General features: G+C 66.9%; 9 protein-coding genes and 1 pseudogene. 4 read left to right on the top strand and 6 right to left on the bottom strand.

Annotation, left to right across the window (positions count from 1 at the left end; all coding sequences use genetic code 11):
* The first annotated feature begins 37 nt into the window (after nt 1–37).
* Genes D7X55_RS02755 through D7X55_RS02740 form a run of 4 tightly spaced genes read left to right on the top strand, consistent with a single transcriptional unit; the run spans nt 38 to nt 3863 of the window.
* Entirely contained in the window at nt 38–1894 is a 1857-nt protein-coding gene (locus D7X55_RS02755) for an HSP90 family protein (protein ID WP_121722153.1), read from the top strand.
* On the top strand, nt 1894–3006 hold the full coding sequence (locus D7X55_RS02750; protein WP_121722139.1) for a hypothetical protein: 1113 nt from the start codon (nt 1894–1896) through the stop codon (nt 3004–3006). Before D7X55_RS02755 ends, D7X55_RS02750 begins: the two co-directional genes overlap by 1 nt.
* 15 nt (nt 3007–3021) lie before the next feature.
* Nucleotides 3022–3396, top strand: a complete 375-nt coding sequence (locus D7X55_RS45695; protein ID WP_120549046.1) for a hypothetical protein — start codon at nt 3022–3024, stop codon at nt 3394–3396.
* Nucleotides 3393–3863 (top strand): DUF6714 family protein, encoded by a 471-nt coding sequence (locus tag D7X55_RS02740; RefSeq protein ID WP_120549047.1) that lies wholly within the window; start codon nt 3393–3395, stop codon nt 3861–3863. Before D7X55_RS45695 ends, D7X55_RS02740 begins: the two co-directional genes overlap by 4 nt.
* Before the next feature lie 221 nt (nt 3864–4084).
* On the opposite strand, the gene D7X55_RS02735 is transcribed toward D7X55_RS02740, so the two are convergent.
* The 6 genes and pseudogenes from D7X55_RS02735 to D7X55_RS43215 form a co-directional block, all read right to left on the bottom strand.
* Nucleotides 4085–4540, bottom strand: a complete 456-nt coding sequence (locus D7X55_RS02735; protein WP_121722138.1) for a hypothetical protein — start codon at nt 4538–4540, stop codon at nt 4085–4087.
* 153 nt (nt 4541–4693) lie between these two features.
* Nucleotides 4694–8329 (bottom strand): TIR domain-containing protein, encoded by a 3636-nt coding sequence (locus D7X55_RS02730; protein WP_121722137.1) that lies wholly within the window; start codon nt 8327–8329, stop codon nt 4694–4696.
* A gap of 324 nt (nt 8330–8653) precedes the next feature.
* On the bottom strand, nt 8654–10939 hold the full coding sequence (locus D7X55_RS02725) for a Tex family protein (protein WP_121722136.1): 2286 nt from the start codon (nt 10937–10939) through the stop codon (nt 8654–8656).
* 116 nt (nt 10940–11055) lie between these two features.
* Complete coding sequence (locus D7X55_RS02720) at nt 11056–13275, bottom strand: alkaline phosphatase (RefSeq protein ID WP_120549050.1); 2220 nt, start codon at nt 13273–13275, stop codon at nt 11056–11058.
* 172 nt (nt 13276–13447) lie between these two features.
* Nucleotides 13448–14536 (bottom strand): recombinase RecA, encoded by a 1089-nt coding sequence (gene recA, locus D7X55_RS02715; protein ID WP_120549051.1) that lies wholly within the window; start codon nt 14534–14536, stop codon nt 13448–13450.
* A gap of 112 nt (nt 14537–14648) precedes the next feature.
* Nucleotides 14649–14933: pseudogene (locus D7X55_RS43215) on the bottom strand (hypothetical protein); the annotation flags it as partial.

The following is a 14933-nucleotide window of genomic DNA, read 5'->3' as shown; positions in this document are numbered from 1 at the left end:
CCCGGGGAGGATGCAGCGCGCTACGCTCGACGGTCGCGTGGACCATCGATTCCAAGTCAGCCTCCGTGGGGTCATCGACCTCCTGTCCCACCACCTGTACAGCTCGCCCGGGGTCTACGTGCGGGAGCTGCTCCAGAACGCCACGGACGCCATCCGCGCCCGGCAGCAGCTGGAGCCCCAAGCCCCGGGCGCCGTGGGGCTGGAGCTGCGGGAGAAGCAGGACGGCGGGCCGCCCACGCTGCTCTTCACGGATGCGGGCGTGGGGCTGACGGAGGAGGAGATCCACCGCTTCCTGGCCACCATTGGGGAATCCTCCAAGCGCGAGCAGCTGGAGGCCCGCCGCAACGACTTCATCGGGCAGTTCGGCATCGGACTCCTGTCGTGCTTCATGGTGTGCGACGAGCTGCTGGTGGTGACGCGCTCGGCGAAGGGAGACGGGCGCACGCTGGAGTGGCGGGGCCGGCACGACGGCACGTACGACGTGCGCGTCTCCGAGCACCCGCTGGACGCCCCCGGCACGCACGTCTACCTGGTGGCGCGCGCGGACATGGTGGAGTGGTTCACGCCGGAGCGCGTGCGCCAGCTGGCGAAGCATTATGGCGGCCTGCTGCCCTTCCCCGTGCGGCTCACGGTGGACGGGCGCACGGAGACGCTGAACCCGGACGGTCCGCCCTGGCGCCGCTTCTACGAGACGGCGGGGGACAGGCGGCAGGCGCTGCTCGCGTACGGGCGAGAGGTGTTCGGCACGGACTTCCTGGATGTGATTCCGCTGCGCTCGGAGGCGGGGGACGTGGACGGCGTGGCGTATGTGCTGCCGGCGTCGCCGCACTTCAACGCGAAGCAGAAGCACCGGGTGTACCTGAAGCAGATGCTGCTGTCGGAGAGCGCGGAGAACCTGCTGCCGGAGTGGGCGTTCTTCGTGAAGTGCGTGGTGAACGCGAATGGCCTGAGGCCCACCGCGAGCCGCGAGTCCTTCTACGAGGACACCGTGCTGGCGAAGGCGCGCGAGGCGCTGGGACAGTCGCTGCGCAAGTACCTCGTGGACCTGGCGAATGACGACCCCCGGTCGCTGCAGCGGTTGATTGCGCTGCATGGGCTGTCGGTGAAGGGCCTGGCGCTGGACGACGATGACTTCTACCGGCTGGTCATCCACTGGCTGCCCTTCGAGACATCGCTCGGGGTGATGACGTTGGCGGACTACCGGCGGTCGTGGCCGGTGGTGCGCTACACGCCGACGCTGGATGGCTTCCGGCAGGTGGCGCGGGTGGCGGGGGCGCAGGGGCTGTGCGTGCTGAACGCGGCGTACACGCACGACACGGCGCTGTTGGAGAAGCTGCCGCACGTGGTGCCGGACGCGCAGGTGGCGCCGTTCTCGTCGGCGGACCTGCCGCAGAGCTTCGAGGAGCTGACGCTGGACGAGCGCGAGGCCATCTATCCGCTGCTGCGTCTGGCGGAGCGGGTGCTGGCGCCGTTCCGCTGCGGCGTGGAGGTGAAGAAGTTCTTCCCGGCGGAGGTGCCCACGCTCTACAGCTCGGACGCGGAAGGGGCGTTCAAGCGGGACGCGGAGCGGGCGCGGGAGGAGTCGGACGACCTGTACGCGGGCGTGCTGGACGGAGTGATGGCGGGCGCGGGTGGTCAGGACCGGGCGCTGCTCTGCCTCAACCTGCACAACCCGGTGGTGCGCAGGCTGGCGGCGGTGGAGGGGCGGGAGCTGCTGAAGCTGTCGGTGGAGATGCTCTACGTGCAGGCGCTGCTGTTGGGACAGCACCCGCTGAACGCGCAGGAGATGGCGCTCTTGAACCACGGGCTCCTGGGGCTCATCTCGGCGCGGCTGGATGAGGGTGGTGGTGGTGGAGGCGGTTCGTCCGGTCCGGGCTCGCGGGGGATGCACTGATGGCCGTGGACTGGCAGCAGCAGGTGGAGGCGTTGCGCGCGCAGGCGGACGCGCTGCCGGAGGGCGACGCGAAGGTGCGCGCGCTGGAGGAGGCGGTGCGCCTGGTGGACGTGCACGGCGACGTGGCGCTGGGATACGAGCTGCGGGACGCGCTCATCGACGCGGCGACGTTCGGCGGGTATCCGGACAAGGCGCTGGTGGCGTTCGCGTGGTGCCGGGGGCAGCAGAAGAAGGACCCGCAGCGGTTCGACCCGGAGGACATGCTGTGGAAGCAGAAGTGGGTGGTGGGCCGGTTGGACGAGTTCCCGCACATCAGCCGCAAGCAGATTTCCGACGCGCTGGATGACGTGGAGCAGAGCTTCGCGAAGCTGGACGCGGGCAAGCGCGCGGCGCTGAAGCTGCGCTACCAGATGGCGCGCGACATGGGGGACACGGAGGACGCGGAGCGCCTGTGGGAGGCGTGGCTCGTCGCCCCGAGGGACCACCTGACGGACTGCCGCGTCTGCGAGCTGGACGACGAGCTGGATCACCACGTGGACAAGGGCGAGTGGGAGCAGGCCGTCCAGAAGGCGAAGCCCATCCTGGATGGAAGACAGTCCTGCGCGGAGATCCCGCACCTGACGCTGGGCACGCTGCTGTATCCGTTCTTCAAGCTGGAGCGGATGAAGGAAGCCAGGGATTGCCACCTGCGCGGCTACGCGATGGTGGCGAAGAACCGCGAGTTCCTCGCCACGGTGGGAGAGCACCTGGAGTTCCTGGCGCTGACAGGCAACCTGTCGCGAGGCCTGACGCTCCTGGAGAAGCACCTGGGCTGGGCGCTGGAGCACTCCAGTTACCGCGACCGGTTCAGCTTCTACACGGCGGCGTCGTTCCTGCTGGGGCAGGTGGTCGCGGAGGGCCGGGACGAAGTGAGCCTGCGATTGCCCCGAGCGTTCCCGCTGCACGCGGTGGACGGAGGCTACGGGACGCGGGCGCTGAAGGACTGGCTGGAGTCCCAGGCGCGAGACATCGCGGCACGGTTCGACGCGCGGAACGGGACGAAGCGGTTCACGGGATTGCTGGCGCGCAATGAAGTGCTGGCGAAGGAAGCGCGGCTGTTCCCGCTGGACTGAAAGGAGTGCATCCGCATGAAGGGCCCAAGCTGGATGCCTGTCGCCATCACCTGGCTCCTCCTTCTCACGCCCCAAGGCCGGGCTGAAGAAACAGAGCTACCTCCTCCGGGCGACTGCACCAAAGACGTCTGGCGAGACTTGAGCAAAGCAGTTGGTACGGCATGCAAGACTCAGAGCATGAGCTGTACAGCAAGAATGTCCTGCGTCGACTTGACGGCTCAATGGAACCGTTTTGAGCACTGCATCCAAGCGCGCAGGACCTTGATGAACCGATGCTTTCGCGGCGGCGATGCTGAGCACAAGAGCGTCCTTGAAGGCTATGAGAGAGGGCAAGCTCGCTGCACGGAGTTCATTCGCGTCCAATGCAGCCCTCCTGAGAAGTGCCAATGAGCGATGACGCCCTCCGACGCCGCATAGAGCACGCCTTCTCAGGTGTTCCCCGCCCCGAGAAGGAACGCATCGCCTATGCACGAGGTGCATGGGAGACACCCGAACTCGTCCGGGACTTCGGGGGGCGCCACTGGAAGGACGTCCCGATAGAGAAGGTACGCGACCATGCGGCGCACCTCCCGCTGTTCAGCCCGGAGGCGCTTGCTTATTACCTTCCGGCCTACCTCAACGCGGCGCTTGTAGATCTTGATGTGCGCGACTTTCTCCTGTCCGCACTGACCATCTCCAATGAGGCACAGCCAGACCTACGCGCCTTCTTCCTTCGCAGGTTCGACCGCCTGAGTCCGCTCCAGAAGGACGCCATCCGTATGTTCCTCATCCGGATGAGGGATGCGGAAGCTTCACCTATCGCCAAGCGACATTGGTCCCAAGCGTTGGAGACGTATTGGGACGTGCCTGCGGAATGACGTCCGCGCTCAGCGAATCAGCTTCGGGAACGCGGGGAACTCGGCTTCGAAGGCTCGGACATCCTTGACGAGTTGCTCGACGGATGCGTCGCGCAGTGGCCCCTGGGCTTGCAGGGTGTCATCGCATCGAGCAAGCAACCACTCGATATCCAGAACCGGGACGGCTGGTTTCTTCAAGAGTCCCCGAAGAACTCCGGTCAGGTCGCGAACCCATGGGTCTTTCATTGGGAGAAGGCGGAGAGCGAGATTCCCCGGGCCTTGATGGCCTTGAGATAGGCCATGGAGCGCATCTCCGGGCACTTGAGGACCGCCTCCTGGAACTCCCTGGGCGGCACGTACTCGTGCGCGTCGATGTAGTGGAGGATCATCGTCGGAGCGATGAAGACCTTTGTCTCCCCGGGGATGAGGACGTTCTCCGTCCCAAGCGAAACGTGCGCGCCCTTGTAGGAGATGGCCGCGTTCAGCCCCGTGAACTGACACAGCGTGCACCGGTGGAAGCCCGCAGTAACAACTGGGGGTCGCCAGGGATTCACACACAGCCGGAACAACGCCGCGAAGAACGCCTCGTCCACGGTACCCCGGGGATACGCGTTCCCCCTTTCGAGCCAGCCCACCGCGAGCGACGACTGCCACTGGCGGAAGTAGCTGCAAGGGGTCAGGTCTTGAATGTAGGCCACGGGTCAGCGCTTCAGCTTCGAGAACGGATTGTTGAACGGTTCCGGCTTCTTCTGCGGCGGCGCCTGCGTCGCGGGCGTCAAGGCCGACAGCCGACCTTGGTGAAACGTATTCATGCAGTCGCGCGAGGAAGCAGCGTATTCATTCCAGACTGTTCACGGTGCCGGCGCACCAGCAGAGAGTTCTGTCCTCAATTCGGGAGTTCCAAGCACCTCGGAGCAAGCGTTCTCCTCGTGCAGGAACCTGCGGCGCTCCTCGCAGGTGAGTGCGCGGCCCACGTCGAGCTTTGCGAAGTACTCTGGCTCCCAGCGCCAGTTCGGCCAGAGGCGCGCAGTGCCGTCAACAGACGCAGTGAGAATGCGCAAGCCGTCGGGACTGAAGGCGCCAGCCACCACGACACCGGTATGGCCTTGGAGGGTGGCCAGGAGCTTGCCAGAGGAAGCATCCCACACGCGCGCGGTCTGGTCATGAGAAGCCGTGACGATGCGCAAGCCATCGTGGCTGAACGCGCCCGCCTCAATGGGCTTGGTGTGCCCCTGGAGCGTGGCCAGGAGCTTGCCGGAGGAGGCCTCCCACAGGCGCGCGGTTTTGTCGCCGGATGCGGTGAGGATGCGCGAGCCGTCGGGGCTGAACGCAACGGCCCTCACGACGAAGGTGTGGCCCTGGAGCGTGGCCAGGAGCTTGCCGGAGGAGGCCTCCCAAACGCGCGCGGTGCTGTCATCGGATCCGGTCAGGACACGTGAACCGTCGGGGCTGAAAGCGACGGTCCTCACGACGTCGGCGTGCCCCTGGAGCGTGGCCAGGAGCTTGCCGGCGGAGACATCCCAAACGCGCGCGGTGTTGTCATCGGAAGCAGTGAGGACGCGCGCGCCGTCGGCGCTGAATGTGGCTGACTTCACATCGCGGGTGTGCCCCTGGAACGAGGCCAGGAGCTTGCCGGAGGAGGCATCCCACAAGCGTGCAGTGTTGTCCTTTGAAGCGGTGAGGACGCGCGAGCCGTCGGGGCTGAACTCGGCAGCCACCACGGAGTTGGTGTGGCCCTGGAAAGTGACCAGGAGTCTGCCAGAGGAGACCTCCCACAAGCGCGCTGTGTCGTCATGAGAAGCAGTGAGGACACGTGAACCGTCCGGGCTGAACGCAGCGGCCATCACAGGCTTGGTATGGCCTTGGAAAGTGGCCAGGAGTCTGCCGGAGGAGGCCTCCCACAGGCGCACTGTGCGATCAGCGGAGGCAGTGAGGATGCGCAGGCCGTCAGAGCTGAGCGCGGTGGCTACCACCCAGCCAGCGGGGGCCTGGAAAGTGGCCAGGAGATTTCCGGAGGCAACCTCCCACAGATACACAGAGCCCTCAGAAGATACGGTGAGTGCACGCGCACCATCGGGACTGAACGCGGCGGACACCACGGGGCCGAGGTGACCCTGGAAAATGACCAGAAGTCTGCCAGAGGAGGCGTCCCACAGGCGCGCGGTGCGGTCAAAAGAAGCGGTGAGGACCTGCGAGCCGTCAGGGCTAAACGCGGCAGCATCTACAGAACTCGTATGGCCCCGGAGTGTGACCAGGTGTCTTCCAGAAGAGGCGTCCCACAGGCGCGCGGTATTGTCATAGGAGGTAGTGAGGACACGTGAGCTGTCAGGGCTGAACGCAATACTCTTGAGGACACCGTGGTGCCCCCGCAGGACAAGCACGCAGGGGTCCATGCTCCAAGCGTCGAGGGCGCCCCCAAGGTTGTCGACTGGCAGATTGACGTCCGACGCAGCGCCTTGAGCCTGCTGGAGGAGGAGGAGTGCCCGCTGAGGGTCTTCGGGAATCGTCTGGAGCGCGCTCAAGACCAGCTCGCGCGAGGACGAGACGCGACTTTCACGTTCCGCTCGCTGGCTATTTTCCTCAGCTCGCCTGAACTGATGGTAGAGCACAACTGAACCGCCGATGGCGATCGCGATGGCGATCGAAAGGACGAGCGCAAGCCGACGTGCGGCCTTGAGTTCCCGCTTCGACCGTGCCTCCTCCTCGCGCTTCTGCTGCTCGCGAAGCTGGATGCTCGCCCCCAGGAACTCGGACTCGAGCTGGTTGACCAGTTGGGGCTTCTGTTTGAAGAGTTCCTCGGCGTCGAGCAGTCGGGCCCCGCGGTAGAGGAAGCTGTCCTCACGTCCCTTCTCCCGCCATTCTCCCGCAGCCTCTGAGAGTCGGCGCTGGACCCGCAGCGCTCGCCGGTCCTCATCCAGCCACTTCTGCAAGGTGGGCCAAGTGCGAATGAGCACCTCGTGGGTCACCTCAATGCTACCCTGGTCCACTACAATGAGCCGCGCTTCCGCTCCTGAGAGTGTCCGCAACACCCGGTCAACACGCTCCTCGGGGATCCCTGGAAGGGTGAGTTCACTGACAGGCACGCGGCGCCGGGTATCCTCACGGCCTTCCCCCAGGGACGTCAGGCGCACCAGGATGAGCCGCACCACCTCGCGCTCCTCCTGTTTCAGGGCCTGATAACAGGCATCGGCGCGAAGCCGGAGGGCCTGGGAGATGCCTCCACTGTGCTCATAGGCAGCCAGGGTGAGCCAGGCCCCACTGCGCTTGCGCCAAAGCTGATCCAGGGCGTCCTCCAGCAAAGGAAGCATCCCTGGCTCGCGGGAGACATCCTTGAGGATGGATGTGAGCAGGCCCTTCTCCAGGTCGGCACCTACTTTGTGTGCTGGGCGAAGGATGATGTCGCGCAGAGCCTCGTCCCCCAGGCTGCCCAGCAACACCACGCGGTCCTGGAGGAGTTCGCGCAGCAGCGGGAGACTCAAGCAACGGTCGAAGAAGTCGGACCGCAGGGACACCAGGATGTGCACGGTGCCATTGCCTTCAAACACCGCATCACGCAGGTTGGCGACAAACGGCTCTACCTCTCCCGTTCCTGGCTTGCCGGGGGCATGGGTGAAGAGTTCTTCGAGCTGATCAACCACCAACACGCACGGGCCGGGGCTGTCGGCAGTGAGCGTCGAGAGAGCCGTGACCAACCCGTCCGGGCTCTCCAGGAAGCGCTTGTGGAGGGAGTCGGCCAGGGCGAGCCGCTGCGCTCCAGAAGCCTCCCCTGAGGCCAGGACGTCCGCGAGTGCACGCAGGGGCCGATTCCCTGGGCGCAACGTCCAGGTTCGCCCCCCGGAGCCCAGCGCCCTGCCCTCCTGCTTCACTCTGGGCAGGACTCCGCCCAGAACCAGTGAGGACTTGCCGCAACCGGAAGGCCCCACCACCGCGACGAACCGCTCGCGAACCACCTTCTCCAAGGTGCGCGAAATGTCGGGTTCACGGCCGAAGAAATACTCGCTGTGGGCTTCGTCGAAGGCGAGCAGGCCCCGATAGGGAGCGGGTTCATCCGGGAGGGAGAAGGCATCTCCAACAGGAGCGCGGCCCTGGATCCCCGCGATGAGGCGAGAAAAGGCAGCTTCGCTGTCGAGCCCCGCGCGAAAGTCTACCCAGGTGCGCAGCCCCAGAAAGCCACTGAGCTGCTCCGGACTTGCCCCCGGCAGGAGGACAGGAATGACGCGGAAATCGTCCCGGCGCTGGACAGCACGCATGAGCGCGAGCTGCAGTTCCTCGTTGTGCCAGGGACCAGGCCCCGAGGGGCCGAAGAAGACGGCCACGGTCTCGCTGTCAGCCAGCGCCCGCTCCAGTGCCGGCTGCCAGGGTGCGCCCGGTATGAGGTGCCACTTGTCGAGGAAGGGCTCAAGCTTCGCTTCCTCTCGCATCCGCCTAGCCAACTCCTCAACGGATGGCTTGTCATCGCTGCTGTGTGAAAGGAAGACGTGGTACACGAGGCCCCCGGTGCAGAGCCATGGACTTGACCACGGCTGGCATTGGAAGTCATCTCGGTGGTGGGGAGACGCAACCCACGCAAGTGCTATTGTTCCCGTTGGATTGAGCCGGGTGCCTCACAAGGGAGGACTGCATGAAGAGATGGGTCTCCAAGCGATTGCCACAAGAATGTCTATCCACCAGACGGCAAACCAAACAGCCAAAGCCTCAAGCTCTGTCAGCAAGGGGCACGAGCACTTGAGACGTATTGAACGCAAGGAGTCTCCAGAGCGCCTGAACTCCGGCGCCCGGAAATTCGTCATCAGCATTGGCGCATCAATTCCCTAACGCCTCAGCTTCGAGAACGGGTTGTTGAACGGCTCCGGCTTCTTCTGCGGCGGAGCCTGCGTCGCGGGCTTCTGCGCGGGCCGCTGCTGCTGCGGCGGCGGTGCGCTCGCGGGCTTCGACTGCGGCGCCCCACCCTCCAGCACCGCCCTCACCGACAACGCCAGACGCTTGCGCGCCAGGTCCACGGACAGGACCTTCACCGTCAGCCGGTCGCCCACCTTGGCCACCTCCGACGGATCCTTGATGAAGCGCGCCGCCAGCTGCGACACGTGCACCAGACCGTCCTGATGCACGCCCACGTCCACGAACGCTCCAAACGCCGTCACGTTCGTCACCACGCCCTGCAACACCATCCCCTCCTTCACGTCCTCCAGCGTGCGCAGGTCATCCCGCGTCGCGTGCGCCGTGAAGTCACCGCGCGGGTCGCGGCTCGGCTTCTCCAGCTCCGCCAGGATGTCCTTCAGCGTCAGCTCTCCCAGTTCCGGCCCCAGGTAGCGCTTCGCCTCAATCTGGCGCACCAGCGACGCGTTCCCCACCAGCGCCGCCACGTCCACGCCCAGGTCCTTCGCCATCCGCTCCACCACGGAGTACCGCTCCGGGTGCACCGCGCTCGAGTCCAGCGGCTCCGGCCCGCGCACCCGCAGGAAGCCCGCCGCCTGCTCGAACGTCTTCGGCCCCAGGCCGCTCACCTTCAAGAGCTCCCGCCGCGTCGTGAAGCGCCCCTTCGCCGCCCGGTGCGCCACCAGCTTCTTCGCCAGCGACGGCCCCACGCCGGACACGTGCTCCAACAGCTGCGGTGACGCCGTGTTCACGTCCACGCCCACCGCGTTCACGCACGAGTCCACCACCTCGCCCAGCTTCTTCTTCAACAGCCCCTGGTCCACGTCGTGCTGGTACTGCCCCACCCCGATGCTCTTCGGGTCGATCTTCACCAGCTCCGCCAACGGGTCCTGCAAGCGCCGGCCAATCGACACCGCCCCGCGCAGCGACACGTCCAGCTCCGGGAACTCCTCTCGCGCCACCTCCGACGCGGAGTAGATGGACGCGCCCTGCTCGCTCACCGACACCACCGGGACCTGCACGCCCATCGCCTTCAGCGTGTCGCGCGTGAAGACCTCCGCCTCCCGGCTGCCCGTGCCGTTGCCCACGGCAATGAGCTCCGGCTTGTGCTTGCGCACCACCGCCTCCAGCAGCTTCGCCGCGCGCGCCCGCTCGTCCGCGCTCCGCTCCGAGTAGAGCGTCGTCGTCTCCGCCACCGTCCCCGTCGCGTCCAGCATCACCAGCTTGATGCCCGTGCGAAGCCCCGGGTCCAACGCCAGCACCGCCCGAGCACCTGCGGGCGCCGCCAGCAGCAGGTGCCGCAGGTTCTCTCCAAACACGCCAATGGCGCCCTTGTCCGCGCGCTCCTTCAGCTCCGCGCGCAGCTCCGACTCCAGCGACGGCCCCATCAGCCGGTCCCACCCGTCCTCCACCGCCGCGCGCAACTCCCCCGCGAACAGCGACTGCGGCCGCGTCACCACGCGAGAGCTGAAGAGCCCCTTCACTTCATCGTCGGGCAGGCCCAGCTTCACCTTCAGCACGCCCTCCTCTTCCCCGCGCAAGAGCGCCAGCACGCGGTGGGACGGGGCCTGGGACAGCGGCTCCTCGTGGCCGTAGTAGTTCTCGAACTTCGTCGTCTCGCCCTTCTTCGCGGGCACCACGTCCGAGCGCAGCGTGCCCCGCCGCGTGCAGAGGTCACGGGCCTCGCGGCGCAGCTTCGCGTCCTCCGCCACCCGCTCCGCGCAGATGTCCCGAGCCCCCGCCAGCGCCTGCGCCACGTCCGCCACGCCCTTGTCCGCGTTCACGTAGGGCTTCACGCGCGCGTCCAGGTTCTCCCCGCGCTGGCCCTCCTGCTTCCAGACCAGATCCGCCAGCGGCTCCAGCCCCTTCTCCCGGGCAATGGCCGCGCGCGTGCGGCGCTTGGGCTTGTACGGCAGGTACAGGTCCTCCAATTCCGCGCGCGTGCGCGCCGCCTGGAGCGCCCTGGACAGCTCCGGCGTCAGCTTCCCCTGCTCCTCGATGCTGCGCAGGATGGTGTCCCGCCGCCCGTCCAGCTCCGCGCGCTCCGAGGCCTTGTCCAGGATGGACTGGATCTGAACCTCGTCCAGCCCCCCCGTGGCCTCCTTGCGGTAGCGCGCGATGAAGGGGACCGTGCCTCCCTCCTCGTGCAGTGCGAGGGTCCGGTCCACCTGCTCCGGCTTGATGCCCAGCTCCTGGGCCAACGCGGCGGCATAGACGTGCATGGCGCCCGTCTATACCCCGGTCCGCGCGCGCCTCCCAGAGACGCGCCGCCCATGAAAAAGGGCCGCGCGGGAAGCCCTCCCACGCGGCCCTTCGCTTCACATCCTCAACGGCCCGCTCAGGCCGGCTGGATGTCGCTGTTCTTCACGCGGAAGGTCTTCGCGGTGAACTTCGCCTCCAGCTCGCCGTCCGCGCGCTTGGAGTAGTCCTTGGCCACCTCGCCCGCCGGGATGAGGTGGAAGGTGGCGAGCGTCTCGTCCGCCTTCACCTCCATCACCACGAAGCCGTGCGAGTCCGTGTCCGCGAAGCGCAGGCCCGGGTTGGACTTCATGAGCGTCTGGTCCATCTCCGTCACGGCGTGCTGGTACACCGGCGCGCCCGTGGCGTAACCCGCGCCAATCAGCGCCAGGCTGGCCAGGCTCTTGATGGAGCCGGAGGTGATGGCCGGCGCCGTCAGCGTGGGCACCCCCTCCTCCACCGACGCGAACGACGCGTGGATGTCGCCGGAGATGAACACCGTGTTCGACACGTCCTTCTTCAGCGCGTTGAGCATCACCTTCTTCTTCGTGGGGAAGCCGTCCCACTGGTCCACGCTGAAGTAGAAGCGCTGGCGCAGCGTCGGGTCCGTGATGTCCGCCTGCTGCCGGAAGTCCCAGATGAGCGCCGACAGCGACGTGGAGCTCACCACCATCTTCCAGGTGTTCGTCGCCGTGGCGAGCGTCTGCTGGAACCACGCCTCCTGCTCCGGGCCGAACACGTCCTCGCTCTTGCCCTTGGACAGCTGGAAGTTCACCGCCGCGAACAGGTCGAACGTGTCCTTCACCACGACGTAGCGCGAGCCCTGGATGTTGAAGAGCGCCGCCTTGCCCATGTGCGCGTACGCCAGGCCCCGGGGCTTGCCCGCCGGCGCAATCACCAGCTCCCTCTTCACCGCCGCCAGCACCTGGTTCACGTAGAAGAGCGCCAGCGGGCCCTTCACCCACGCGGCCATCTTCTCCGCGGCGTCCTTGTCCGTCAGGCCCGCGGCCTTCGCCTGGCTCAGGTACACGCCCTGGAGCACCTGCTTCTGGGCCGCGTACGCCGGGTCGTCGATGTCCACGTACGCGAACGCGTCCGCCTGGAACGTCTGCTTCACCGCGTCCGGCTGGCCCTGCAGCGCCGCGCCCAGCAGCATTTCGTCCAGCACCACGCCGCCCGGATACGCGTCCTCCGGGATGAGGTGGTCCGGCCGGTAGCTGCGGTAGTCCGTCACCAGCAGCTTCAGGTGCTTGCCGTACTCGAAGTCACGGTAGATGCGCGAGTTCGGGAAGCGCGGCTCGCTGGCCACGTCGATGGCGCCCTCGGGCGACTGCACCGTGTCCAGCGGGATGTACTCCAGGAAGGCCTGCTCCGCGTTGAGCTTGCGGTCCCGCTGCGTCTCGTCCTTCTTGCCGTCCTCGTACGTGGCCACGTCCTGCCAGCAGTCGTCGGAGAACTCGTGGTCGTCCCAGACGATGATGAACGGGTAGCGCTCGTGCACCGCCTGCAGCTGCTTGTCCGTGCGCACCGTCTTGTAGAGGTCGCGGTAGTTGGACAGCGAGTTGGCCGCGAGGAACGCCGTCATGCCCGTGCCCTGCGGCAGCGCGCCTTCCGGCTCGCTGAAGCGCACGGCCCGGCCGCCCTCGCCGGACTGGAAGGACGTGTCGCCCGTCGTCTCGTAGACGTAGTCGCCCAGGAACACGACGAAGTCCAGGTCCTCGTCCAGCTGCAAGAGCCGCTGCCAGGCGTTGTAGTAGCGGCCAATGAAGTCCTGGCAGCTGGCGAAGACGAACTTCACCGGCACGTCGTCCCCCGAGGCCGGCGCGGTGCGCGTGCGGGCGGTGCGCGTGGTGTGCTTCTGGCCGTCCTTCTCGTAGGAGAAGCGGTAGTAGTACGTCGTGCGCGCGGACAGGCCGGTGACCTTCACCTTCACCGCGTGGTCATGCTCCGCCCGCGCCGTCAGGTCCTTCTTGTCCAGCACCAGCGTCTTGAAGTCCTCCGTCGGGGAGACCTCCAGCCGCAGGGGCAGGTCGTCCCCGGCGCGGTCCTTGTCCTCCACGCGAACCCACACCACCACGCTGTCCGGACGCGGGTCTCCCGACGCCAGCGACTGCGGGAAGTAGGGCGAGCCAGCCGACGCGTCCGTCGAGTCGTCGTCGGAGCATCCAAAGGTCGTCGTCGCCGCGACAGCAACCACGGCTTGCAGGAACGTGCGGCGTTTGAAGGGGTTGAACAAGGCGTTGGACTCCAGCGGGGAGCAGGGGTGAAGGGGCTCCCAGGCCGCGAAGTCTAGAGGCGCTCCTCGTCCAGCACGAAACATCCCGGCCACGGTCCGGTGATGACCGTGCGCGTCACGCGCTCAATCCCTCTCATGGTGAAGAAAAAAGGGCCGGCCCCATGCCCTGGGACCGGCCCCTTCTCTCGGCTTCAGCCGCCGCGCCGCTCCCCCCGGAGGTGCGCGGCGGTGCGTTCCGCCAGAGACGCTCTTGCGGCTACTTCACGGCCTTCACGCGGGGGCGCTTCTCGCCTTCCGCGGGCTCGGCCGCTTCCGCCGCGGGGGCCGCCGCCGCACCGGCCGTCTTGCCGATGCCGTACTTCTCCAGCACCAGGCTTTCGACCTCCTTGTAGGTCTCCGGGTGCTCGCGCAGGTACTCCTTCGCGTTCTCCCGGCCCTGGCCGATGCGCTCTCCCTTGAAGGAGAACCAGCTGCCGCTCTTCTCGATGATGTTCTCGTTGGAGGCCAGGTCGATGAGGTCGCCCTCCTTCGAGATGCCCGCGCCGTACATGATGTCGAACTCCACCTCCTTGAAGGGAGGCGCGACCTTGTTCTTCACGACCTTCACGCGGGTGCGGCTGCCCACCACGTTCTCGCCGTTCTTGATGGCGCCCACGCGGCGGATGTCCATGCGCTGCGACGCGTAGAACTTCAGCGCGTTGCCGCCCGTGGTGGTCTCCGGGTTGCCGAACATCACGCCAATCTTCATGCGGATCTGGTTGATGAAGATGACGCACGTCTGGCTCTTGGAGATGGTGCCCGTGAGCTTGCGCAGGGCCTGGCTCATGAGGCGGGCCTGCACGCCCATGTGCGCGTCGCCCATCTCGCCCTCGAGTTCCGCCTTCGGCACGAGCGCGGCCACCGAGTCCACCACCAGCACGTCGATGGCGCCGGAGCGCACCAGCATCTCCGCGATTTCGAGGCCCTGCTCACCGGTGTCCGGCTGGGACAGGAGCAGGTCGTCGGTGCGCACGCCCAGCTTGCGCGCGTAGCCCACGTCCATCGCGTGCTCCGCGTCGATGTAGCCGCACACGCCGCCCTTCTTCTGCGCCTCCGCGACGATGTGGAGGCACAGCGTCGTCTTACCGGAGGACTCCGGCCCGAAGATTTCGATGATGCGTCCGCGCGGCACGCCGCCCACGCCCAGGGCGATGTCGAGCGAAGTGGACCCCGTCGAAATGGCCTGGACGTCCTTCATCATGGGCTCGTCGTTGCCGAGCCGCATGATGGACCCCTTGCCGAACTGACGCTCCACCGCCGCCAGCGCCAGCTCGATCGCCTTTTCCTTCTCCTGATTCACGGCCATTTCTCGTCGCTCCTTGGAAGAGTGGACCACCCCGGTCCACCTGAACGCGCTTTTAGTACGCGATGGGTAGACCCTAGTCCACCCCTCTGACATCCGTTTCGGGTCCTGGCGGTCAGCTCTTGCGCAGGGCAGCCAGGAAGGCGGCCACCAGCCCGCCCAATCCGGCTGCCCAACCCGCCGGAACGTCCGGCACCAGCACCATCCCCAACCCGATCCCGGACACCACGGTCAGCAGCGCCAGGGCTCCGCGATACAGGGGAGAGCCCACGGAGGCAACCGTCAGCACGGTCAGGGTCAGCAGGGTCAAGAGCCCCTGCAGGATGAGCAGCCCGCCGGGCGTGACGACGCCGGTGAGTCCCAGGACCACCTGGAGCGCCAGCGCGCCCAGCCCCACCGC

Origin of the sequence: Corallococcus sp. AB049A (assembly GCF_003668885.1) — a bacterium.
Classification (GTDB): Bacteria; Myxococcota; Myxococcia; order Myxococcales; family Myxococcaceae; genus Corallococcus; species Corallococcus interemptor.
Note: the sequence above shows the minus strand (reverse complement) of the source record. Positions and strands in the feature narration are given on the sequence as shown.

Excerpts from the sequence above, each read along its gene's own strand:
- D7X55_RS02725 (WP_121722136.1), bottom strand. The coding sequence starts at position 10,939 with ATGCACGTCTATGCCGCCGCGTTGGCCCAGGAGCTGGGCATCAAGCCG.
- D7X55_RS45695 (WP_120549046.1), top strand. The coding sequence starts at position 3,022 with ATGAAGGGCCCAAGCTGGATGCCTGTCGCCATCACCTGGCTCCTCCTT.
- D7X55_RS02740 (WP_120549047.1), top strand. The coding sequence starts at position 3,393 with ATGAGCGATGACGCCCTCCGACGCCGCATAGAGCACGCCTTCTCAGGT.
- D7X55_RS02720 (WP_120549050.1), bottom strand. The coding sequence starts at position 13,275 with ATGTTTCGTGCTGGACGAGGAGCGCCTCTAGACTTCGCGGCCTGGGAG.
- D7X55_RS02750 (WP_121722139.1), top strand. The coding sequence starts at position 1,894 with ATGGCCGTGGACTGGCAGCAGCAGGTGGAGGCGTTGCGCGCGCAGGCG.
- recA (WP_120549051.1), bottom strand. The coding sequence starts at position 14,536 with ATGGCCGTGAATCAGGAGAAGGAAAAGGCGATCGAGCTGGCGCTGGCG.